Below are 23,715 nucleotides of genomic sequence, written 5' to 3'. Positions count from 1 at the left end.
GAAGTTCTCAGAAATCATAGCAAAGGTTTGTACGGACGTTTTTACACACTCTGGGTCGTATGCAGCCGTTCGCCAGCGGCAGATGATGGCGCGGGAGCATTCTTACGTGAACGCAGCGACCGAGCCAATGGGCACTCATGACGGGCAGAAAACGGCCAATAGCCGCCACTCATCAGTGACGGCCAACAGCTCTACTCACTTACGCCGCCGCAGCCGCAACAGCTCTAGAGCGCAAGGCAAAGACCAGTACCATCAGCAACCCGAGCGCAGCCATCGCGGCTCCGGCCAGTGAAATCGCAGGATAACCCAGCCCCGCATTGATTACCGCGCCGCCCAAGGCCGCACCAATCGCGTTACCGAAGTTGAAGGCACCAATGTTCACCGCCGAGGCCAGGTTGGGCGCGTCCTTGGCGACTTCCATCACGCACATTTGCAGCGGAGGTACCAGGGCAAAGCTGGCAATACCCCAGATTAGGATGGCCACGGCAGCCGGCAGCGGCCAGCGCATCAGCACGGTGAACGCCAGCAAGACAAGAATCAGCACGCTCAGCGAAACGATTAGGGTGCGGTCGATCGAGCGGTCGGCGGCCTTGCCGCCCCACATGTTGCCCAGAGTCAGCCCCACCCCAAACAGCACCAGCATGGCAGTGATGAACGCAGCGGACGCGTGGGTCTCGCTGCTGAGGATTGGCGCGATGTAAGTGAAGACGGTAAACATTGCACCCGAGCCGACCACGGTCAGGGCCAACGCGCCCAATACCGAGCCGCGGCCCAGTACCCGAATTTCGGCCAATACACCGACGCGTTGCGGCGCTGGCATGTTGGGTAGGGCGTACCACAACGCGATCATGGCCAACACGCCGAGACCGGTAATACCCCAGAACGCGGTGCGCCAGCCGAACAGTTCGCCGAACCAGGCGGCCAACGGCACTCCGCCGATAGTCGCCAGGGTCAGGCCCATGAACATCGCCGCAACCGCCCCGGCACGCTTCTCCGGGGGAACCACGCTAGCGGCTACGATAGAGCCAACGCCAAAGAAGGCACCGTGGTTCAGTGAAGTCACCACCCTGGCGATCATCAGGCTGTAGTAATCGGTCGCCAGGGCCGACATCAAATTGCCTAGGGTGAAGATCGCCATGAGCCCTATAAGCAAATAGCGCCGAGGAACCCTGCCGGTGGTCAGGGTCATCAGCGGCGCGCCGAGCAGCACTCCCAGGGCGTAAGCACTGACCAACAGACCTGCAGCAGGAACGGAAACACCGAGATCCGCAGCGATACCCGGCAACATGCCCATGGGGGCGAATTCGGTGACGCCGATGCCAAAGGCACCGATGGCTAGTGCCACAAGCGGTGGATTGATACGCATAGAAAGCTCCTCATCTGTGCCGCCAATGCTACGATCTGACATATTCAGGCGGTAGATAGCGTCTCTGGCAAACACCTTTGCGTAGGGGTCACAGATGGACTTCAACGGCAGATCAGGCGAAATGACTGTATTCGCCACGGTAGCGCAGGAAGGCAGCCTGTCGGCCGCCGCGCGCGCATTGGGGCTGACGCCCTCGGCGGTCAGCCGAATTATCGCGCGCACCGAACAACGTCTTGGCACTCGCCTGTTATTGCGCACCACCCGAGCGATTACCTTCACCGCCGAGGGCGAGGTTTACCTACGTGGCGCCCGGCGTATTTTGGCTGACATGGCTGAGGTCGAAGAAGCCATCGCCGACCAGGGCGTGCCCAGAGGCCGTTTACGGGTCAGCGCCGCCCTCGGCCATGGGCGGCTTGCCATTATTCCTTTGGTAGCAGCATTCAGCTCCCGCTACCCGAACATCGTCGTCGACCTCACCCTAGGCGACGAAGTGGTCGATATTCTTGCTGGCCAGGCCGACGTGGCTGTGCGTTTTGGCCGTCTGCCTGACAGCCCGCTGACCGCGCGCAAGATCGGCGACACTGGCCAGGTCGTAGTGGCCTCTCCCGAGTATCTTCAGCGCCACGGCATACCTGAGGAACCGGAAGACCTGCTACGGCACAACTGCCTGCGCTTCAACTTCCGCCGTGCCGAACCCAACTGGCCATTCATACGCAACGGGAAAGAGATTACGGTGAAGGTCTGCGGCAACATCGAATGCAGCAGTGGTGAGGCGCTAGCGCAACTGGCCCGGGTTGGTGCCGGCATCGCGCGTATCGGAGAGTTTAGCGTGGCCGAGGATCTTCAGCGTGGCGATCTGGTGCCGCTACTGGAAGCTTGGAACCCCGGCGACCGGGAACCGATCCATGCAGTCTTCGTTGGAGGAGCAGCAATGCCGGCGCGGGTGCGAGTATTCGTAGACTTCCTGCTGGACCATCACCAGATATAAGCGATGCCTCACCTGCGCGCTCGCAACACTGTTCGCAATGACTAATGCATTCTTTAGCAAGCTTTTAGTGCCAGCAAAAGGGGGAGCGCCCGCTTCTGGCCGGTTAGCGACGACCCGACCGCGGCCGTCGCTATGCATTACATGGTCAAACCTCTGTCTGCTCCGCCATCTCCAAGGCGTCGTCTACCTCGATCCCGAGGTATCGAACAGTGCTCTCCAGCTTCGTATGGCCGAGCAGCAGTTGAACCGCCCTTAGGTTCTTCGTCCTGCGATAAATCAGTGATGCTTTCGTACGCCTCATTGTGTGAGTGCCATACATGGCTGGATCAAGGCCTATGGCATGCACCCATGCTTTGACGATACGGGCGTATTGCCGTATGGAAAGGTGGTCGGAAGCATGTAACCGGCTCGGGAAAAGGCAGTCCTCGCTGCGGAGTTTTGCCTGGTGTATCCAGGTTTCGAGAGCCGTCCGTGTTTGCTCCGTGATTTCAAACTGAACCGGTCGATGGGTTTTCTGCTGCATCACGATGGCTCGCGATGACACGTGCTCGCCATGAGCAACGTCGCGCACACGGAGCTTGGTTAAATCGCAGGCTCGCAGTTTGCTGTCGATGGCTAAATCGAAGAGTGCCAGATCTCGGGTTCTCTCGGCGATTTGCAGTCTCACTCGGATCGCCCAGATATCTCTCAGGCGGAGCGGTGCCTTCTGTCCGACTAATTTTCCTTTGTTCCAGGGCTGATGGCTGTACGTAGCAATGGTGTTCATGGAAGTGTCCTCCGCGTACGGGAGGACAAGGATGGTTAGCTCTGGCAAGGGACGCTAACCGGCCAAAAGCAGTCATCCAAGAAGGGCAGCTTTCGACCATAGCTGTAGGTCACGTCCGGCAGAATTCGGCCGAGAGGCAGAGGTGGCTCAGTACGCTGGGCCAGCGGTCCGCTTGTAAGGTGGGTCCGCAGAGGGGAAGCAGGTTTTGAATTCGGTGTAAATTCCAGCCATTTTTCCAGTCTTCGGTGGGACACCTGCAAGTATCAGAAGTAAGTTCCCTACGATGCCGAGCAGACCATTCGAGTGCCGCGTTCCATTAGAACCAACTCTAGCGGGAACCCTCTATATGATTATTGGCTGCATGGATTCACCCATGCACGAACGAACTCAGAGGTTGCCACGAGTAGTGCTTGAACTCGTTGAGATGCGCCATTGGAGCGTGAGGCGCCTTCTTCTCAATCTCCTCTAACATTCGGCTGAGCATCGGGATTTTGCTCGCTTGCTTAGCCGTTGCCTTATTCAGATCAACGAGCATCAGCTCGGTTTGGTTATCTGTTGCCAGATAAAGCGTCCAGAGCGCTCGAACAAGGATTCATACTGAACCCGAAGGAGTGCTGCGGCAGATGTACCTATGCTCCGCAAGCACCTGGCAGCACCCGAGTTCGCTCCGGTCAGAAGGCAACACGCACCGTAAACGGGTGCATCAGTTGTGGCTGATCGAGTGCGGCCTCCCGGGTGCGGGTTGATGAATGCCTGTCGATCGACTTATCGCCAGTGCCCACAATCTGTGTCGAGTGGCAACCAATTGCAGAATGCCATTCATCATTCGGAATACTGTTCACGCTTCGCAGGTTTGCTAGGGAACAGTGCTCTGCTGATAAAGCGTGCGGTTTGATTCAGGGCTTCCCCCATGATTTCCAATTCCGCTCGCGTGTGCTGCGCCTCGATCCCGATGCCTGAAATGACAAATCGGGGTTGGTCGTGTTGGTCGGCAATCGCGCTAGCGACTAGGCTCACCCCTCTATAGAGATTGCCCTCATCGATGGCCCAGCCGGTCTCGAGCGTCGTCCTGGCATCTTTGGCATAGGTTGCGAACGTAGGTGGGTTCTCCCAGTGCAGGCGGGCGAATCGCCTGCGAAGTTCGTCCTCTGGTAGCTTGCGTAGACCTGCGATGCAGCGGCCGCCGGCGCCAATGAGCTCCGGTAGCCGTGAATTCAGTCGAACGTCGACATGTGCTGAGTTTGGTATCGCGCGCGACATGGCAGTGATGTGGTTATCCCCGGTCACCTGCCAGAGGACCACAAGGATTCGATGATTCAGGCTCAGGCGCTCGAGTTCGGGCTGAATCAGGTCGGTATAGCTATAGCCGATGAAGCTAACCGCTAGCTCTGAGAGGCCAAGTCCTAGTCGGTAGGACTTATTCGTCCCGTCAAAAGACACCAATTGTTCGTTCGTCAGCGTTCGCAGGATGTTGAACGTGGTGCTTGCGCTGATCCCAGTTGCGCGAGCGATTGTCGCGACCCCCTCAGCATCGGCGCTGTGGGCGAGATGCCGCAGGATCTGGATTGCATTGACGACGGCGCCTACATCCTTGCTGCCGGTACGGTTTTTTTGAGTATCGCTATCTACTGTTTCCATATTCACTATTCGGATTGACATTCAGTATTCGGAATGTATGCTGAATTTCGAGTCTTGCATACGGCGCCTTGGATTTTTCACGGCGACATAGTAGGGGCATCGCTCCGAATAACAACAATCTGGAGGACGGCCATGATAGGTCCGCTCACAGCTTCCGGCGAAGTTGGCCCCGAAGCACGCTATCTATCCTTTCTCGCTGAGGGCCGATTCATGCTTCAGCGCAGTCGTTCTAGCGGTAAGTACGTGTTCTATCCGCGCGTGGCAATACCCGTTACCGGTGAGACCGATCTCGAATGGGTGGAGGCCAGCGGTCTGGGTACGGTTTATGCGATTACCGTGAACCGATCACGCCAGGGCAATCATAACGTTGCGCTGGTAACTCTTGATGAAGGCGTGCGGATGATGACGCGGCTTGAAGGCTGCGAGTCCGCGCCAATCGGTACTCGCGTGAAGGCTGAAATTATGATCCTCGACGACGCTCCGGCTGTCGTTTTCCGACCGCTAGCGGGGGAAACGGCATGAGCACACTTCGCGGTAAAACCGCCATCGTTGGAATTGGCTCCGCTGGAATCGGGGCTGCGCCGGGGTTCTCGGCAATCGAGTTACTTGGCCAGGCGTCGTTAGCGGCCATCGCCGATGCCGGGCTGAGTCTTGGCGACATTGACGGGATCTTCGCTGCGACGAGCTCGCATGCCTTCCCGACGCTGTCGGTGGCGGAGTATCTCGGCATCCGACCTTCCTTCTTCGATGGCACGAACGTAGGAGGGTCGAGCTTTGAGATGCATCTCCTTCAAGCCACGCTGGCGCTAGAGGCCGGACTCTGCAACGCCGCGCTGATCTGTTACGGCTCGAACCAGCGGACCGCTGGCGGGCGCCTGGTGTCGATGAGCGAGCCGCAGTGGCACGAGACGCCTTACAAGCCTCGCCATCCGATCACCGCCTATGCCTTGGCGGCCAGCCGTTACATGCACCAATACGGCGTCACCCGTGAAGACCTTGCCGAGGTTGCCGTGGCGGCGCGTGGCTGGGCCAATCTGAATCCGGAAGCATTTGCGCAGGGCCCGCTGAGCATCGAAGACGTGCTCAGCTCTCGAATGATCAGCGACCCACTCAGCGCAGCCGACTGTTGCCTGGTCACCGACGGAGGCGGCGCCTGCGTAATGGTGCGCGCCGATCGAGCGCGGGATCTCCCGCAGTCACCGGTCTACTTCATGGGGGCGGCAGGTGCCCAATGGCACCGGTCGATCGTGGCGATGCCGGATCTGACCGTGACTGCTGCTTCGGAGAGCGGTCCCCGGGCAATGGCTGCCGCGAACGTAGCGCATGCCGACATTGATCTGGTGATGCTCTACGACGCGTTCACCCTTAATACGTTGCTGTTTCTGGAAGACCTCGGCTTCTGCCCCAAAGGCGAGGCCGGTCAGTTCGTCCGCGGAGGACGCATCGCACCGGGCGGGGAGCTGGCCGTGAATACCAATGGCGGTGGCCTGTCGTGTGTCCATCCCGGCATGTATGGAATGTTCCTGATTATCGAGGCGGTCAGGCAGATCCGTCGGCAGGCAGGGGCCAGACAGCTGGACAAGGCTGACATCGCCTTGCTGCACGGAAATGGCGGAACGTTATCCAGCCAGGTAACAGCCGTTCTCGGAAGCGCCGCGGCGCTTTAACTCCACACTCAGCAAAGGCGTGAAAGGCAATGCAAGAGAGCAAGAACCAAGCGTCCGGCATGCGCTTCGATAGCCTGACGTCGCTATTACAGCCTCGCTCGGTGGCCGTGGTTGGCGCATCGACCGATCCTACGCGAATCGGCGGGCGGCCCATCTCCTACATGTTGCGTCAAGGGTTCAGCGGGCGGCTGATGCCCGTCAATCCCAAACGCGAGCAGGTGCAGGGCATCCCCGCATTCGGGCATGTCGATGACCTGCCAGAGGCACCGGATACGGCGATTGTGGCGGTGCCGGCTGCGCAGGTGCTTGCGACCATCGAAGCGTTGGGAGCGAAAGGAACGCGCAGCGCACTGATTTTCTCCTCGGGGTTCAGCGAAGTCGGAGGGGAGGGGGTCGAGCTGCAAGCGGCGCTGGTTGACGCGGCCCGTCGTTGGAACATGCGTTTGCTCGGCCCCAACACGGCCGGCGTATTCAACGCGAACCATGGATATTACGGCACCTTCGCATCTGGCTTGGAGCGTGGCTTTCCGCTGCCGGGCCGCATCGGCATTGCCTCACAGTCGGGGGCTTACGGCGCGCATCTGCTCGGATTGGCCCGGGCGCGCGGGCTCGGCACGCCCATCATGGTCGCCACCGGCAATGAGTGCGACATTACCCTGGGCGAGTCGATTGGCTGGCTCGTGGAGAACCCAGACATAGATGTCGTCACAGCTTATGCCGAGTCGGTGCGAGATGTAGACAGCTTCATTGCTGCGCTGGAAGTGGCGCACCGGGCCCGCAAGCCGATCATTCTGCAGAAAGTGGGGCGAAGCTCGCTGGGGCAAAGAGCGGCGCTTTCACATACCGCGGCGCTTGTAGGTGATGACAAGGTCTTTGACGCCATCCTGGCCGACTATGCGGTTATCAGAACCAACAGCAGTGCCGAACTGCTGAATGTCGCTTATGCGGCGACACGCCGGATCTATCCGGTGAATAACAGCCTCGGAATGGTCACGATCAGTGGCGGAGCCGGCATTATCGTCAGTGATGCCGCCGAGGATATCGGGCTGCCCATGCCATCGATGCCCGAAGCGTCGCAGGCCCGGCTCAAAGAGCTTCTGCCTTTCAGTTCACCGATCAATCCTGTGGATTTCACCGCTCATGTGCTGAATGATCTGGCGCTGGCGAGCCAGTTCACCGAAAGCTTGATCACGGACGGCGGCTACGCGTCGGTGCTCGCGTTTTTCAGCCAGGCCGGCACTGTTCCATCGATCGCGCCGCGACTGTGCGAGGCGTTCAAGACCGTCAAACAAGCGCACCCGGAGCGCTTGTTCGTTATCTCGCTCATCGGGGATGAGGAGCAAGTCGCCCCCTATGAGGAAGCAGGCTTCGTGTTGTTCGAAGACCCTACCGAGGCGGTCACTGCGATCGCTGCGATGGGGCGCCTTGGCGATGCATTTGCCCGACCGTTGCCGGAGCCGCAAACCTTCGAGCCTATCGAGCTGCCCAACGGCGCGATAAGCGAGGCCTGCGCCAAGACCCTTCTCAGCGATTTCGGCATCGCATCCGTACCGGAGCGTGTAGTCAGCGACGCCGGCCAAGCCGAGCGCTACGCCGCTGAAATCGGTTTTCCCGTTGTTATGAAGATTGCTTCCGCCGATATTCCGCACAAATCAGAGATTGGTGGCGTGCTGCTGAATGTCATGGGGGCAGCCGCGGTACGCGATGGCTTTGAAACCCTGATGGCCCGTGGTCGGGAGCGGGCGCCTGATGCCAGGCTGGATGGGGTGCTGGTGGCTCGCCAGATATCCGGCGTCGAGTGTTTCATGGGCATCAAACGAGACCCTCTTTTTGGACCCGTCGCCGTGTTTGGTCTTGGCGGGATTTTTGTAGAAGTTCTCAAGGACCTGGCGTTTCGCCGCTGCCCCTTCGACGTCGCAGGCGCTCGTGAACTCATCTTGTCCATCAAGGGAGCGCCGTTGCTACTGGGTGCCCGGGGCAGGGCGCCTGTTGATATCGACGCGTTGGCCAAAATGCTGTCTGAGCTGTCGATCTTCGCCTGTCGTGCTGGTGTCCGCCTGCAGTCAGTCGATCTGAACCCGGTCTTCGCGCTGCCGACAGGCCAGGGCGCGTTTGCTGCGGACGCCGTGATTGAGACCACGGAGGTGGCCGATGCCGCTAGATCCTGAACGGCTCCTGCGCTACCCGATTCCTGACGTTAAACATCATCTGGACCGTCACAGCACGGCGTTGTACGCGCTTTCGGTAGGGCTTGGTATCGACCCGTTGGATCGCCAGTCGCTGGACTTCGTGGATTTCAATCGTCCGGGTTTTCAGGCGCTTCCGTTGATGGCCGTCGTCGCGGCTTATCCGGGCTTCTGGCTTGGCAAGCCCGACACCGGCGTTGATGCGACACGCCTGGTACTTGGGGAGCAACGTGTCGAGTGGCATCGCCAGCTGCCAACGGAAGGTGAAGTGATCGGGCGTACAAGGGTTACCGGAATCGTCGACAAGGGCCCAGGCAAGGGCGCATTGCTCTACAGCGACAAGGAGCTCATCGACCCGGTGCGCGACGAGCTGATAGCCGTAACGTCGAGCACTACCTTTTTACGTGGCGATGGCGGTTGCGGCACGCTCAGTGGCCCGGTGCCGACAGCCCATGTGCTCCCCGAGCGCGAGCCGGATCGTTCGGTCGATTTGGCTACCCGGCCAGAGCAGGCGCTCTACTACCGCCTCAATGGCGACGACAACCCGTTGCATGCCGACCCTGACTTCGCTTTGAAAGGCGGCTTTCAACGGCCAATCCTTCATGGACTGTGCACGTTGGGCGTGGCGTTTCATGCCCTGCTGAGCGAACTGGCCAGTTATCAATCCGCCCGCATACGTTCGTTGACCGTGCGTTTTTCAGCGCCGGTTTTTCCAGGCGAAACGATCCGAACCGAGATGTGGAACGACGGCTCCTTTCGGGCTCGCGCGGTTGAGCGAGACGTTGTGGTGCTGAGCAATGGGCATGTCGGCCTGGCGAGTCAGTCGTACTGAGCCAAGCGGACTTCAAACCACTCACTCAGAGAACAAGAACAATGAGCGTTGAACATCTTTCTCTCAGCGACAGCCCGGCGTCAGGCGACTCAGCCGTTGCTCCAGGCACCAGCGATGTCGCCCGCGAAAGCTCGGACCGTTCTGTCGAACCGGCTCGCGTAGCGGCAGACCTCGCCGTCAACAGCGGCCCTTTTCCAACCGGGCGTTACACGTTTCAGGAATTCCTTGGGCTGGAGCGCTGGGTCGATGGAGACGTCGTACGGATTCGCCTCAAGCATCGTCCCGAGTTGATGAATTACCTGGACCACTTCCACGGCGGCGTGCTGATGACGGTACTCGATGCAGCTATGGCCGGCGCCATTCGGGCGTTCACGCCCGCCAGTTCCATGGTGACCATCGAAATGTCGACCCACTTCATGGGGGCATCACGAAGCGAGCTCAATGCAGTCGGTCGCGTGATTCGGCGTACCCGGACGCTGTGCTTTTGCGCAGCGGAGATTTTCGACGAGGCGGGCACTCTGATCGCGACTGGCGCAGGCAGCTTCAAATATCGCCAGGCGCAAGAACCACAAGAAAATGGAGCACAACCATGACCGACATCGCTGAAATCGCTCGTGAGCGAGATGAGCGCCTGCAGCTCATACGCAACAGCGCAGCGTCTCTGGTTCCGCGAGACGGCGGGCTAACCCGGGTCCGGCAGCAGCGCTTTGCGAAGCAAGCCGTAGACCGGGATACATGGTCGCAGGTGTGCTCAATGGGTTGGCCTGGGTTGTGTCTGGCTGAGGAGCTGGGTGGCAGTGGTCTCGGCATGGCGGAATACGTGGCACTGCTCGAGGAGCTGGGGCAGGGCCTCTTGCCTGAGCCGTTGATCGAAGCGGGTTTGGTCGCGCCGTTACTGCCAGCCAAGGAGCGTGAAGCGCTGCTTTCGGGTGAGCTTCTGGTGCTGCCAGCCGGGATCATGTTCGAGTCGAAAGAGGCGCTGCCTTCGCTCTCTGACGGTCGGCTGACCGGTACGGTCCGGCATGTTGTTCTCGGAGGCGCCGCCGATGCCTGGCTGGTCGCCTGTGATTCAGGCCTGGCCATGGTGCATCGCTCAGCGGAGGGCGTTGACGTAATTGAAGAACCGACACAGGACGGTGGCCACCTTGCCCATTTGCGGTTTCGCGGTGCACCGGCGCGCCAGATCGACGCGCCACCCGCGGCGCTTGATAAAGCTGCCCTGGGCTGCGCCGCTTATCTGGTTGGGCTGATGGATGCAGCGTTAGAGCGTACCCGCGAATATCTGAACGTACGCCGCCAGTTCGGCCGGCCGATTGGCGGGTTCCAGGCGCTTCAGCACCGCATGGTCGATCTCAAGATCCAGGTTGAACTGGCTCGTGCGATGGTCAGCGAGGCGGCAAGGGCAGTCGACGCCCATGAATCGCCAATGGAATACGAGCGCTTGGTTTCCACGGCCAAGGTCAAGGCGGCGGAAGCCGCAATGCTCGTCACGCGTCAGGCGATCCAGTTGCATGGGGGCATTGGCTACACGGATGAAGCCGATATCGGCCTGTTCCTGCGCCGGGCCATGGTGCTGCTCAATGCGCATGGGTCGGTCTCCTTTCACAAGCGCCGGTACTTCAGGTTGCTCGAGTCCGAGGGCGCGTTATGAGCGATCTTCTGCTTCAGAGCACCAACGGAACCGTGCGCACGCTGTGCCTGAACAACCCGGCGCGGCGCAACGCGATGTCGCTGCCGATGCGCGTAGCGCTGCTTGCCGCTTTGGAAAATGCCGACCGCGATGCTGCGATCCGTAGCGTGGTGATTGCCGGGTCGGCTGAAGTCTTCTGCGCGGGGGGCGACCTCAGCGGTATGAATGTCGGCAATCTGTCGGAAGGGCGAGCGCGAATGCAGCAAAACGCTCGCCTGGTGCGGCAGATGACGTACATGGGCAAGCCCTTGATAGCCGCTATCGAAGGCTGGGCTGTCGGCGCGGGACTCTCACTTGCGCTGGCGTGCGACAGCCTGGTCTGCAGTCGCACAGCACGCTTTGCAGCTTCGTTCGGGAAGGTGGGGCTGCTTCCCGATCTCGGGTTGCTGCACAGCCTGCCTGCCCGCATTGGCGTTGGTCGGGCCAAGCAGCTGCTGATGTTTGGCGACGTCGTCGATGCATCGGAAGCCTATCGGATAGGCCTGGTGGATGTGGTGTGTGACGAGGGCAAGGCCCTCGACATAGCGCTCGAACGAGCAGCCAACGTTGAACACCAGGCACCCCTGCCGTTAGCCATGACCAAAACACTGCTCGCGGATGGGATGGATCTTCTTTTGGAGCGTGAAGGCGAGCTTCAAAGCCAGCTCTTTCTGAGTGCGGACCATGCCGAAGGCAAGGCCGCGTTTCTGGCCAAGCGCGCGCCCACTTTTAAAGGACAGTGACATGACTGACTACAACGCGATGGATGACGACTCGTTTCGTCAGACCGTCCGCCAGTGGATTGCAGCAAATTATCCCGACGAGATTCGCAACCCGCCGCGCCGGCTCGGTCGAGAAGAGACCCAGGGCTGGTATCGCGCGTTGTCACGACAAGGGTGGCTGTGTCCTGGCTGGCCCGCGCAGTACGGCGGGATGGGACTGAACACTGGCAAGCAGCTCATCATGATCGAAGAGATGGAAGGCTACGGTTGCGCTCGCCTGCCAGACAGCGGCATCACCATGCTGGGGCCGCTGCTCATTCGATACGGGACCGAGGCGCAGCGAGAGCGCTTCCTGCCGCGGATCCTCAGTGGTGAAGACATCTGGTGCCAGGGCTATAGCGAGCCTAATGCCGGCTCGGACCTGGCCAGCCTGCGTACCGAAGCGGTGCTGCGTGATGGTCACTGGATCATCAACGGCCAGAAAACCTGGACGACCATGGGCACGGACGCAAACTGGATCTTTTTGTTGGCGCGGACAGAGCGCGGCGCCAAGCCCCAGCAAGGCATCAGCTTCATTCTGGTTCCGATGGACAGCCCCGGCATCGAGGTTCGTCCAATCCTCAACCTGGAGCTGCACGGCGAGTTCAGCGAGGTCTTCTTCAACGACGTGCGTGTGCCGCAGGACCACCTCGTCGGGGAAGCCAACAAGGGCTGGGACATGGCCAAGGCCTTGCTGGGCTTCGAGCGCATCTTTCTCGGCTCTCCCAAGCAATCCACCTTTGCATTGGAGCGACTGGCGCGTCTGGCCAAGGCGTTGGGACTGTGGGGCGAGCCTGTATTTGCCGATCGGTTCACTGCTCTGCGCATGGATCTGGAATGCCACAAGGCGCTCTATTCACGCTTCGCAGAGCGACTGAGGCGCGGCGAGACGCTCGGCGCTGAGGTCTCGATGCTGAAGATATTCCAATCCGAGCTGTATCAACGCATCAGTGAGGTGGGGCTCGAAATTGCCGGCCAGGATTCGGGCCTGCTTGAACCTTTTCGGGACGACCCGGAGCTCCATCCGGCCGGGATCTTCATTCAAGCGCGCCCCACGACTATCTACGGCGGCACTAACGAGATTCAACGAAACATCTTGGCGAAGAGCCTGCTCGGCCTCGCGAGCTGAACCACGCCTGGAGCGCGTGTAGCCGACTACCCAACCATAACGAACAATAGGAAAGGGCAATGACTGAACGACTGAACGAAGGCAAGGTGGCGATCGTAACGGGCGCCGGAGGCGGCATCGGTCGCGAACTCGCCGTAGCACTCGCTCAAAGCGGGGCGAAGGTGCTGATCAACGATATTGGCGTGTCTCTTCAGGGGGCGGGCGGGTCTGCCACACCGGCCGAGGAAACCCTCGGCTTGATCCAGCAGGGCGGTGGCGAGGGGGCGATCAACACCGATAGCGTTTCCGAGTGGGACGGGGCGCAGCGAATCGTGGCAAGCGCGCTCGATGCGTTCGGCCGGCTGGATATCGTCATCAACAACGCAGGCATTCTGCGCGACGCCATTTTCCACAAGATGAGTGCCGACGATTGGCTGTCGGTCATCAATGTGCATCTCAACGGCAGTTTCTTTGTGAGCCGGGCCGCAGCGGAGCATTTCCGCGCACAGCAAAGCGGCGCCTTCGTTCACATGACCAGCACCTCGGGGCTGATCGGCAACTTTGGTCAGGCCAACTACTCGGCGGCTAAGCTCGGCATCGTCGCTCTGTCCAAGTCGATCGCGCTCGACATGCAGCGTTACAACGTCCGGTCGAACTGTATCGCTCCTTTTGCCTGGAGCCGCATGACGGACTCCATTCCTGCCGAGACGCCAGAGCAAAAGGCCCGTGTGGAGAAGCTTCAGCGCATGACGCCTGAAAAGAACGCCCCATTGGCCGTTTACCTGGCCTCCGATGCGGCTCGCGAGGTTAATGGCCAGGTCTTTGCGGCCCGCCACAACGAACTGTTCCTGATGAGCCAGAGCCGACCTTTACGCAGTGTCCACAGCGATGTTGGTTGGACACCGGAGCATATTGCCGGGCACGGCATGCCGGCTTTGCGCGGTAGCTTCATGGGGCTGGACCGGAGTCCGGACGTTTTTGCATGGGACCCGATCTGAGGAGCCGCTCATGGCTGTGCTGACAACCCGCTTTACCGAAACCTTTGGCATTGAACACCCGGTCATGCAGGGCGGCATGCAGTGGGTAGCCCGCGCGGAGCTGGTAGCTGCGGTGGCCAACGCAGGAGCGCTGGGTACGCTCTCGGCGCTCACGCAGCCAAGTCCTGAGGCGCTCTACAAGGAGATCGAACGTTGCAGGCAGCTGACCGATCGGCCTTTCGCGGTCAACTTGACGGTGCTTCCGACGGTCAAGCCCGTGCCCTATGCCGAGTACCGAGCCGCGATCATCGAAGCAGGCGTAACAATTGTGGAGACCGCTGGAAGCAATCCTCAGGAACATATCGCTGACTTTCGTAGCCACGGCGTCAAGGTGATCCATAAGTGCACCTCGGTGCGGCATGCCTTGAAGGCGCAGCAGCTGGGCGCGGACGCGGTTTCCATCGATGGGTTCGAGTGCGCAGGGCATCCCGGTGAAGACGATATCCCGGGGCTTGTTCTGATTCCTGCCGCAGCCCGGCGCCTGTCCGTGCCATTGGTAGCGTCGGGCGGCTTCGCTGACGGGTACGGGTTGGTGGCCGCGCTTGCTCTGGGCGCAGACGCCATCAGCATGGGCACGCGGTTCATGTGTACAGAGGAAAGCCCTATCCATCACCGCATCAAAGAAAGGCTCGTTGAGGGCGATGAGCGAGGCACCGATCTGATCCTGCGAACTCTGCGCAACACGGTCCGTGTGGCGCGTAACACCGTCAGCGGAGATGTCCGCTCACGCGAGGTGGAGGGTGCTTCATTTGACGAGTTGGCACCTCTCGTTTCGGGGCTGCGTGGGCGCATGGTCTACGAGACGGGCGATCCGGACCATGGTGTCTGGTCGGCTGGAATGGTCCAGGGACTGATTGATGACGTACCGAGTTGCAGATCACTGGTCACTCGACTCGTCGAGCAGGCCGACACGGTCATCCGCGAGCGACTTGCCGGGGCCTGCATGCCCACCCCGGCGTTCGCTTACGAGTGAAAACGATCATTCGAGCTGTGTAGCGTCTGCGAAGTGAGCAAGCGATGTCGGACGCCAAGCGAGAATGCGGCGGTGCAGGACCAAGGCAAGACTTGGCCGGTGAGCTAATGCCGGCCTTCACCAAAACAACAATATTGAGGTTCAGCCATGTTCACCACGTACCCTAAATACCTCCTCGGCAGCATTCTGGCCTTCGGCAGCTTCGTAGCGGCCGTTGGCGCACAAGCACAGGAGCTGCCGAAATCCATGACATGGGGCGCCTACGATGTAGGTTCTTCAGGCTATGCCGAAGCCTCGGCCATTGCCGACGCGTTCAGCCGTAAATTCGACACGCGAATCCGCATCCAGCCGTCCGGGTCATCGATCGGCCGATTGCAGCCGCTCGTGCACGGCCGCACCGACTATGCGTTTCTGGCAACCGAAGCCTTCTTTGCCTCTGAGGCTATCTACGACTTCGCGTCCCGCAAGTGGGGACCGCAAAACCTGTGCGCACTGGCGGGGCGACCTGCCTCCGGCGGCCTGGTAACTGCAGCCGATGCAGATATTCATTCGGTCTCGGAGTTGAAGGGCAAGCGTGTGGCGTACGTTGCCGGCAATCCATCGATCAACGTAAAGCTTGATGCTTTGTTGGCCTTTGGCGGCCTGTCCGGAGCCGACGTCGAGGCTATTTCGTTCCCGACGTATGCCTCAGCCATGAGTTCACTGGCCGAAGGCAAGGCCGACGCCACCTTTACCGTAACCACGCCCAGTCAGATGTATGAGTTGGCGGAATCGCCCCGAGGGATTCGCTGGCTGGACATTCCGCCGGACGATGCAGCAGGGTGGAAGAAAATGGGAACGGTTGCGCCCATATTCTCCCCATTCGCCGAATCGGTAGGTGCCGGTTTAACCAAAGAGCACCCGGTCAACATGGTCGCGTATCGATACCCGATGGTGGTCGTTCGCTGCGACCTGGATGACAAGGACGCGTATGCCTTCATCAAGGCGCTGGACGAGACCTACGACGTCTATAAGGACGCCACCTCGGTAATGCCGCGGTGGGAGCTGAGCCAGTCCGGCGTGCCGCCGTTAGACGTTCCCTTTCACGACGGAGCCATCCGATACCTGAAAGAAAAGGGCGTCTGGAGCGAAGACGCGCAGGCGTGGAACGACAAGCGCATGGCGCGCTTGGAAGCGCTTAAAACGGCTTGGAAAGGAGCCGTTCAAGAGGGCAAAGACATGTCCGACGAGGCGTTCGACACGCTTTGGCAGGCCCAGCGCACTGAGGCCATCAACAAGCTCGACTAACGGTTCGCCCGAAGAGCCTCCATCTGCTACGAGGCGGTCTCATCGCTGCCCGTAGCAGCCTCATTAAAAATTTTTGTGGATGGTGATCTCATGGCTTCGAACCTAGATGCTGACACCGCGAACGAACTGCACAGTGGGCGGCTGTCAGGGGCTGCACTCTATCTGGCCATCTTTTTGGGTGGGGCGGGCCTGCTTACAACGATCAATCAGACCTTTTCGTTGAAGCTCTTTGGCTTCCAGCCTATGGGAAATGCCTACCTTTACTATCTGATTGGCCTGTTTCTGGCCGTCGCGTTTCTTTGCTATCCCGCTCGGAAGGCCGACGCTCAACACGTGCCTTGGTACGATTGGGTCCTTGTTCCGGTTGTGCTCGGAGTGTCGCTTTATTTGGGTTACAACGGCCAAACAATCATCGAGCAAGGCTGGGACTATCAGGCGCCGTTGTTAGCGACTGCGGTTGCTTCCGTTCTGTTGGTAATTGTCCTCGAGGCGCTCCGGCGATGCGCCGGCACCGTTGTCTTTTTCGTCGCGCTACTGTTCGGCAGCTACCCGCTGTTTGCTGGATACATGCCGGGTTTTCTGTGGGGTAACGAATACTCGCTGGCAGAAACCGTGCGCGCTCATGTCATGGGTGTCGAAAGCATCATTGGTATTCCGATGCAGGTGGTGGCGAATCTGGTCATCGGATTCATCGTTTTCGGAGCGACCCTAACGGTCACCGGCGGCGGTGAGTTCTTCATGAACTTTGCTACTGCGCTGATGGGCAGGAGCCGCGGGGGGCCAGCCAAGGTGGCTGTGCTGTCCAGTGGGCTGATGGGAAGCCTGTCCGGTAGCGCGATCTCGAACATCCTCTCCACGGGACCGATCACCATCCCGACCATGAAAAGGGTGGGCTATCCGGCGCACTACGCGGCTTCGGTGGAGGCTTGCGCGTCAACGGGTGGAACGCTGATGCCGCCGGTGATGGGCGCCGTCGCCTTCATCATGGCTTCGTTCCTAGGCGTTTCGTATGCCGAGGTCATGGTGGCGGCGGTACTGCCCGCCTTGTTGTTCTACGTTGTGCTCGTATTTCAGGTCGATATTTACGCCGCACGTAACGGTTTGAAAGGCCTGGAAGCGAGCGAGATACCAAGCTTATGGAGCACGCTGAAGGCAGGTTGGCCTTATCTATTTAGCCTCGTTGCGCTCATCTACATGATGCTGGTCATGCGCATCGAAGCCTATGCCCCTTATTTCGCGAGCTTGGTGTTGATCGCCGTTGCGCTGTTCAAAAGACATGGGCGACTCAATGCCAAAGGTGCTCTGACGCTGCTCAAGGAATTGAGCACGAGCGTCGCCAATCTCGTTGCGATCCTGGCCGGGATCGGGCTCGTCGTCGGTGGGTTGTCCTACTCGGGGGTGGCGGGAGCGTTCGCGCGTGAGCTCCTGCTGTACGCCGACGGCAACATCGCTTTGATGCTTATTGCCGGTGCCGTGACGAGCTTCGTGCTGGGAATGGGCATGACGGTGAGTGCGGTCTACATCTTCCTGTCGATCCTGCTGGCTCCCGCGCTGGTGGAGGCCGGGCTCAATCCGCTTGCGAGTCACCTGTTCATTCTCTATTGGGGAATGATGTCCTACATCACGCCACCGGTTGCGCTGTCTGCGATCACGGCTGCCAATCTGGCAGGCGCCGGCGCGACCAAGACGAGCTTTTATGCCATGCGCATGGGGGCCGTACTCTTCGTTCTCCCATTTCTATTCGTCATCAACCCCTCCTTGATACTTCAGGGCGCCTGGCCAGGGATCGTTCAGTCCGCACTGACAGCTGTCCTGGCAATGTGGTTATTGGCCTCTGGGTTCGAGGGTTACCTTTACCGCATCGGTCACCTTGGCATCTTCGCGCGAGCAGTCGTTCTGCTGGCGGGGGGGCTGTTCATCTATCCCGAGATCTACTCTGACATGTTCGGGCTGGCGATCGTGATAACCCTGTACCTGGGACACACGTTGTCGATTCGGCGTGAGCGTACTCGCCGTAAGCTCGCTTAGGCCGGAGGCAAACATGACCAGACTAGATAGCGCTGTACCAATCCCTCAGGCGAACATCCCGGATAGCCGCGGGCTCAACCTTTATACAGTTGATCCCGCGCTGGGCCGGTTACTCGCCGTCTACCTTACGGAATCTGAGTTCGAACAATGGCGTCCGGTCATGGAGCGGTTGGGGGCTCGTGCAGGGGGGGAGCTTGACGAGCTTGCACTCTCAGCGGATCACAACCCGCCGGTGCTGCAGCATCGCAACCGACGGGGGGATGACCTTCAGGAGGTCCGCAAACACCCGGACTATGTTGCATTGGAGCAGGTGGCGTTTGCTGAGCTAGGGCTGGCAGCGATGAGCCATACGAAGGATGCGCCCTCGCCGTTGGTCAAATACGCGTTAACTTATCTGTTCGTGCAAGCCGAGTTTGGTTTGTGCTGTCCCGTCAGCATGACCGACTCGCTGACCAGAACGTTGCGAAAGTTCGGTGATCCCGAGCTCATTGCGCGTTATCTACCGGCGCTGACCGCCAGGGAACTGAGCGGGCTTTTTCAGGGAGCGATGTTCATGACTGAGCGTGAAGCCGGCTCGGACATATCGGCGATTTCGACAACCGCTAGGTACGAGCAGGGCCAATGGAAACTCTCTGGTGAAAAGTGGTTCTGCTCCAATCCGGACGCAGATCTCGCAATGGTATTGGCTCGGCCCAAGGATGCTCCCGAGGGCATGAAAGGCGTCAGCCTGTTCCTGCTTCCCCGGGTTCAGGCCGATGGTTCTCCGAATGCCTACCGGATCGTCCGCCTCAAAGACAAGTTGGGCACGCGCTCAATGGCCAGCGGTGAGATCACTCTGGAAGGGGCGACCGCTTTTCTGATTGGTGAAATTGGCCGCGGTTTCCAGCAGATGGCCGATATGGTCAATATGTCCCGATTGTCCAACGGGGTTCGTTCGGCCGGGTTGATGCGTCGCGCCCTGACTGAATCGGTATTCATCGCCCGTTCCCGTCGGGCATTCGGTAGGCGCCTTGTCGACATGCCACTCGTTCAGCGGCAATTGATCAAGATGAGCCTGCCGACCGAGCAAGCGCGCTCCATGTTCATGCAAACCGCGACCTTGCTGGCCAAGGCAGACGCCGGGGACTCGCGCGCCCAGAAATGCTTGCGGATACTGACACCTCTGATCAAATTCAGGGCGTGCCGCGACGCCCGCAAGGTAGCAGGCGACGCCATGGAGCTCAGGGGAGGGCTCGGTTACATCGAAGAGTGGAGCGATGCCCGTATCCTGCGCGACGCCCACCTTGGCTCGATCTGGGAAGGTACCAGCAACATCGTCGCGCTCGACGTCGTTCGAGCCTCTGTTCGCGATGAAGCGCTGATGCCTCTTTGCGAGCACCTTTCCAGCCTGCTCGCAGAATGCTCTTCACGGCTGCCGAAAGAGGGGATGAACCTCGCGTCGGAGCTTCTCGATCGCACCATAGCCGCGGTCGAGGGTGTGGCTCGCGCTGATATGTCTGCCGATATCCGCCGCGCTGCAACCGCCTTGTACAACCTGGCTAGTGCAGTCTTCATGATGTGGGAGGCGGTTCAATGTCAGGACTACCGTCGCCTGGGGCTCGCCTATCTGGTCTTGATCCATAAGCTGCTTCCAACAGACCCGTTGGCTTCGCCCGATGCTGCGCGTCGCCAAGCCGTCATTGCGCAAATAGCGGCTGAGGCCGAGATTACAGAGGATGAAGCCAATTCGCTGTTGCCATACTGAACGTAGCGTGGACGCGACCGCAGGGCGCCGTCATCGGTACATCCGTGTAGAGCGCTAAGCGCTGGAGCGGCGCGCCAAGCTATATGTTACGGATGAAAGCGGGACATCAGTGATAGGGCCAGGCAGTGGCATTGATGACTACTGCTTGGCCGGTTCAAACCGTGGTTTGCGTACCAGAAACGGACATTAGACATACCTATCGCGTAGCCAGGACGTACTTGAGCGGCTAGGCGGTCATCTACTTTTCGAGGAGCGTTCGATGAAATCAAAGCCAGGATTGCGACAGATTTTGTCATCGCTCTGGGAAGGTAACTGGTATCACGGATGGAACATCGTTGCGGCCGCCACGCTCCTCACCTTGCTGACCGTTGGGATGCGCCTCGGCATCGGCCCGTTCTTTTTGCCGATGGCGGAAGACCTGGGGTTTAGCCGCAGTCTTCTCGCGACCATCGTCGGGATTGGCATGCTGTTCTATGGACTTGCGATGCCTCTGGCTGGCTATCTCGTTGGGCGCATTGGAACGCGCCGCGTACTGTTACTTGGCACAGCAATCGTCGTAGGCGCAACGGCTTGGACAGTTGTTGCGCGCACCCCATTCACCTTTCTCCTTTCGTTCGGTGTGCTGTTGTCCATTGGTCTTGCGTTTACCAGCCCCGTAGCCCTTACACCTGTTATCAGCCGCTGGTTTACTCGGCAGCGCGGTATGGCTTTGTTCTTCCTGTCCACTGGCTCGATGGCGGGCATGGCGGTCGTTACACCGGTGCTGACACTGTCAATCGAGTCATATAATTGGCAAACCAGTCTCGTCTCCTTTGCTGTTGCATTCGTGTTGATAACCGTACCGGCGGCGCTGTTCATCATTCGGGATGAAGTGCCACAGAACTCGGATCTGCTACCGGCCAAAGCGGGTTCCCCCGCCTCCGCCAATGATGCCGCGGAGAGTGGACTCACATTGACTGCCGCCATGCGTACGTCTCCGTTCTGGAAGATTGTGTTCGGCCTGTTCGCGTGCGGATACAGCATGAATCTATTGGGTACACATGGCGTGCCCATGCTGATGGATCACGGCTTCGATGCCATGACCAGCTCCTACGGCATCGGCCTGATCGGCCTGGTGGCAATTGCCGGGACTCTGGTGCTTGGCCGATTGTCCGATCGAGTGCCGCGTAGAAATATTCTGGCCGCCATCTACTTCATTCGGGGGCTGGGTTTCTTCGCGCTTCTGCTGGTCGGTACTCACTGGGAGCTGTACATCGCAGCCACCATTGGTGGGATGGTCTGGGCGGGCAGTATTGCAACCTCGTCGGCCATCCTTGCGGATGTATATGGCGTGCGGCTGGTTGGGGTTATGTATGGAACCGCTTACCTGGGCCATCAGGTGGGAGCGATGATCAGCTCATGGCTTGGCGGGTGGGGGTATGAGCACTTCGGTACGCACTGGGTCGCTTTTGGCAGTTCCGGCGTGCTGCTCATGTTCGCTGCAGCGGTCTCGCTTAAGCTGCCATTACAAAGTTTCAGGTTGGCGCAGCCAGTGGCTGTAGCAAGAGCCTGAAGTCAGGACATCCGCACTGATCATGTGGCGCGCCGCGCGAGCCGTAGTTCTGCCAGCAACGCACCCTGAGCCGTCTTTTCTGCCCGCGCATTGCTCAGCTACCGAGACGGTTAAGAAGGGTGGCGGCACCCATCATCGGTGCCTACGTGGACGATGCTCTGTCGCATCCAGCAATACGCAGCACCCTCGGCTTATATTTCTCCCGACGAGATAGAGCAGAAGCTCTCACGAATGGCTGAATGAATCAAAATCCAAGAACATCGACCAGACCGCTTCTGGGTTACCAGCTCTTCGGAACTGGCAGCTGTGGCCAAGAGCGGACCGTTAAGCGAATGCCGCGCCGCGTAAACCTCGCTTTGAAGTGCTACGCGCGCTGCGCCATCCAGCGTCGGTACTGGCGAGTACGAAAAGCGTTGGCCATCTGTTGAACGATTAGCGCTCGCCATGGAGATACTTTCGGGTTAGGTGCCTTATTCAGGCTGAGTTTGCCCAACTGAAATTTGACTACTGCCATGTTAGCCAGTGATGCAAGAGCCTTGTTTTTCCATGTTATGGGAGGCAACTGTGGGGCGCTGTCTTTGCCAATGCGCCAATCACGAGGAAGGGCTGGATCGATAGCCAAGGCCGTCCCGATGCCGACCATGTCGACACCGCTCTCGATCACCTGCTCGGCTACCGGTAAACGACGGATGCCTCCTGTGACCATCACCGGCATCTTCGCGACCTTCTGAATATCGCGAGCGAACTCCAAGAAGTAAGCCTCTCTCGCCAGCGTTCGGCCATCGCGGGCTTCGCCCTGCATGGCGGGAACTTCATAGCTTCCGCCCGACAGTTCGACCAGATCGACTTTCAAGTCGTTGAGCAGCCCCACCACCTGCACAGCATCCTCGGCACTGAAACCACCGCGCTGGAAATCCGCTGAGTTGAGTTTGACGGCGACGGAGAAACTCGGGGAAACCTCCGCCCGCACGGCTTTGACGATTTCCAGCAGAAGGCGGGCCCGGTTCTCAAGAGAGCCGCCCCATTCATCTCCTCTCTGATTGGTTAGGGGCGACAGGAACTGGCTCAGCAGGTAACCATGGGCCGCGTGAATTTCCACGCCGGTAAAGCCGGCCAGCTCACCGAGTCGGGCTGTGCGGGCGAAACGCTGGATTACTTCATTGATGTCTTCCGGCGTCATCTCATAGGGCGTGTCGAAGCGCTTGGACATTTTGCCCAGATCCAGCGGTACCGCCGACGGCGCCCAAGTCTTCTGACCCAGGTTGGCCTGCATCTGGCGGCCGGGATGATTGATCTGCAGCCAGAACTGCGCGCCGTTGGAGCGACCGATCCGCGTCCAGCGCTTGAACCTCTTAAGCTGCCTGTCATCTTCGAGCACCACGCCACCAGGCCCCGTCATAGCGCGGCAGTCGATCATTACGTTGCCCGTGATAAGCAGACCAGCACCACCATCCGCCCAAGCCTTATACAGGCGCATCAGCTTATCGGAGGGCGCCTGGTCGTCGTCTGCCATGCTTTCCTCCATGGCGGCCTTGGCGATACGGTTTGGAATTGTGGAGCCGTTGGGGAGGGTCAGCTCGTCGAATAAGCCCATGGAAAACTACCTCTAGTGACGGTGAGCTGACCTTAAGCTTAAAGCTGACTTTAATGTCAAGCCTGTTATATTTATCACGGTCATGTGGCCCTAAATCGTCATTGTGCCCGTGATGGCCAGGCTCGCCGCTCGGCCGTTGCCCCTGAGCCATCACTGGCGAATCAACGGCTAACGACACCACCGGTACAAGCGACCGCTCTCGCCGCAACGGCACAACTCGCTTAGTCCTCGCCTTCTCGACACTTACCACCTGAAATGAATCGCAACGAACAAAGCGCTAAGAAGTTAAGTCGATCAGCTTGACCTTAAAGTTTAGTTAAACGTTAGGGTACGCGCTGCTGGCTTCTCGGGATGCAGCGCGATGCAGACACCTGGTTTCTGCTCGCACATACCAGTCATAGCGCAAGCGGAGACAGAAAAGCATGAAGGTCGGAATTACTGCCGTAATCACAGGTGTTCTATTAAGTGTTGCCGCTGACCGAAAACTGACCCAGTAGAGGCTGTTCTGCCGACTGAAAA

The 23,715-nt window shown here is 59.5% G+C and carries 19 protein-coding genes and 1 pseudogene; 15 read left to right on the top strand and 5 right to left on the bottom strand.

Translation table 11 applies throughout. The features are described 5' to 3' along the window. Positions 1–199: 199 nt before the first annotated feature. A complete protein-coding gene (locus AC2LD7_RS20060; RefSeq protein ID WP_484599424.1) occupies positions 200–1,366 on the bottom strand; it encodes an MFS transporter in 1,167 nt (388 codons plus the stop codon). A gap of 94 nt (positions 1,367–1,460) precedes the next feature. Between AC2LD7_RS20060 and AC2LD7_RS20055 the strand changes: the two genes are divergently transcribed. Further along, positions 1,461–2,354 carry a LysR family transcriptional regulator gene (locus tag AC2LD7_RS20055; RefSeq protein ID WP_484599423.1) on the top strand — a complete coding sequence of 298 codons (894 nt, stop codon included), beginning with the start codon at positions 1,461–1,463 and terminating at the stop codon, positions 2,352–2,354. Positions 2,355–2,499: 145 nt separating this feature from the next. Here the strand turns inward: AC2LD7_RS20055 and AC2LD7_RS20050 are convergent, their stop codons facing one another. The 3 genes from AC2LD7_RS20050 to AC2LD7_RS20040 all read right to left on the bottom strand — a co-directional run bounded on the left by AC2LD7_RS20050 (position 2,500) and on the right by AC2LD7_RS20040 (position 4,758). Next, on the bottom strand, positions 2,500–3,120 hold the full coding sequence (locus tag AC2LD7_RS20050; RefSeq protein ID WP_484599422.1) for a tyrosine-type recombinase/integrase: 621 nt from the start codon (positions 3,118–3,120) through the stop codon (positions 2,500–2,502). A gap of 367 nt (positions 3,121–3,487) precedes the next feature. Beyond that, a complete protein-coding gene (locus AC2LD7_RS20045) occupies positions 3,488–3,655 on the bottom strand; it encodes a DUF6988 family protein (protein WP_484599421.1) in 168 nt (55 codons plus the stop codon). Between the two features lie 287 nt (positions 3,656–3,942). After that, positions 3,943–4,758 carry an IclR family transcriptional regulator gene (locus AC2LD7_RS20040; protein ID WP_484599420.1) on the bottom strand — a complete coding sequence of 272 codons (816 nt, stop codon included), beginning with the start codon at positions 4,756–4,758 and terminating at the stop codon, positions 3,943–3,945. A gap of 132 nt (positions 4,759–4,890) precedes the next feature. On the opposite strand from AC2LD7_RS20040, the gene AC2LD7_RS20035 reads away from it, so the two are divergent. The 14 genes and pseudogenes from AC2LD7_RS20035 (at position 4,891) to AC2LD7_RS19970 (ending at position 21,602) form a co-directional block, all read left to right on the top strand. Next, a complete protein-coding gene (locus AC2LD7_RS20035; protein WP_158188577.1) occupies positions 4,891–5,280 on the top strand; it encodes a Zn-ribbon domain-containing OB-fold protein in 390 nt (129 codons plus the stop codon). Next, positions 5,277–6,425 carry a thiolase gene (locus AC2LD7_RS20030; protein WP_342406438.1) on the top strand — a complete coding sequence of 383 codons (1,149 nt, stop codon included), beginning with the start codon at positions 5,277–5,279 and terminating at the stop codon, positions 6,423–6,425. The genes AC2LD7_RS20035 and AC2LD7_RS20030 overlap by 4 nt, the downstream gene beginning before the upstream one ends. Before the next feature lie 59 nt (positions 6,426–6,484). Continuing rightward, on the top strand, positions 6,485–8,593 hold the full coding sequence (locus AC2LD7_RS20025; RefSeq protein ID WP_484599419.1) for an acetate--CoA ligase family protein: 2,109 nt from the start codon (positions 6,485–6,487) through the stop codon (positions 8,591–8,593). Then, the gene (locus tag AC2LD7_RS20020; protein ID WP_484599418.1) at positions 8,577–9,443 is read left to right on the top strand and encodes a MaoC/PaaZ C-terminal domain-containing protein; all 867 of its coding nucleotides are present in this window, start codon (positions 8,577–8,579) and stop codon (positions 9,441–9,443) included. Before AC2LD7_RS20025 ends, AC2LD7_RS20020 begins: the two co-directional genes overlap by 17 nt. Positions 9,444–9,652: 209 nt before the next feature. Next, a pseudogene (locus AC2LD7_RS20015) lies at positions 9,653–10,036 on the top strand (PaaI family thioesterase); the annotation flags it as partial. After that, positions 10,033–11,094 carry an acyl-CoA dehydrogenase family protein gene (locus AC2LD7_RS20010; protein WP_484599417.1) on the top strand — a complete coding sequence of 354 codons (1,062 nt, stop codon included), beginning with the start codon at positions 10,033–10,035 and terminating at the stop codon, positions 11,092–11,094. The pseudogene AC2LD7_RS20015 and the gene AC2LD7_RS20010, both read left to right, overlap by 4 nt. Beyond that, positions 11,091–11,855, top strand: coding sequence for an enoyl-CoA hydratase/isomerase family protein (locus AC2LD7_RS20005; RefSeq protein ID WP_484599416.1), 765 nt, complete (start codon positions 11,091–11,093; stop codon positions 11,853–11,855). Before AC2LD7_RS20010 ends, AC2LD7_RS20005 begins: the two co-directional genes overlap by 4 nt. Position 11,856: 1 nt before the next feature. Beyond that, entirely contained in the window at positions 11,857–13,002 is a 1,146-nt protein-coding gene (locus tag AC2LD7_RS20000) for an acyl-CoA dehydrogenase family protein (protein WP_484599415.1), read from the top strand. Between the two features lie 59 nt (positions 13,003–13,061). Next, positions 13,062–13,979, top strand: coding sequence for an SDR family NAD(P)-dependent oxidoreductase (locus tag AC2LD7_RS19995; protein WP_342406445.1), 918 nt, complete (start codon positions 13,062–13,064; stop codon positions 13,977–13,979). Between the two features lie 10 nt (positions 13,980–13,989). Next, on the top strand, positions 13,990–14,991 hold the full coding sequence (locus AC2LD7_RS19990; RefSeq protein ID WP_484599414.1) for an NAD(P)H-dependent flavin oxidoreductase: 1,002 nt from the start codon (positions 13,990–13,992) through the stop codon (positions 14,989–14,991). Between the two features lie 147 nt (positions 14,992–15,138). Beyond that, complete coding sequence (locus AC2LD7_RS19985) at positions 15,139–16,278, top strand: TAXI family TRAP transporter solute-binding subunit (protein ID WP_342406447.1); 1,140 nt, start codon at positions 15,139–15,141, stop codon at positions 16,276–16,278. Between the two features lie 90 nt (positions 16,279–16,368). Next, positions 16,369–18,306, top strand: a complete 1,938-nt coding sequence (locus AC2LD7_RS19980; protein ID WP_484599413.1) for a TRAP transporter permease — start codon at positions 16,369–16,371, stop codon at positions 18,304–18,306. A gap of 13 nt (positions 18,307–18,319) precedes the next feature. After that, on the top strand, positions 18,320–20,050 hold the full coding sequence (locus AC2LD7_RS19975) for an acyl-CoA dehydrogenase family protein (RefSeq protein WP_484599425.1): 1,731 nt from the start codon (positions 18,320–18,322) through the stop codon (positions 20,048–20,050). A 259-nt stretch (positions 20,051–20,309) separates the two neighbouring features. Continuing rightward, positions 20,310–21,602, top strand: a complete 1,293-nt coding sequence (locus AC2LD7_RS19970) for an MFS transporter (protein ID WP_484599412.1) — start codon at positions 20,310–20,312, stop codon at positions 21,600–21,602. A gap of 364 nt (positions 21,603–21,966) precedes the next feature. On the opposite strand, the gene AC2LD7_RS19965 is transcribed toward AC2LD7_RS19970, so the two are convergent. Beyond that, the gene (locus tag AC2LD7_RS19965) at positions 21,967–23,196 is read right to left on the bottom strand and encodes an NADH:flavin oxidoreductase/NADH oxidase family protein (RefSeq protein ID WP_484599411.1); all 1,230 of its coding nucleotides are present in this window, start codon (positions 23,194–23,196) and stop codon (positions 21,967–21,969) included. Between the last annotated feature and the right edge of the window lie 519 nt (positions 23,197–23,715).

It is taken from the genome of Stutzerimonas sp., from assembly GCF_982611455.1.
Note: the sequence above shows the minus strand (reverse complement) of the source record. Positions and strands in the feature narration are given on the sequence as shown.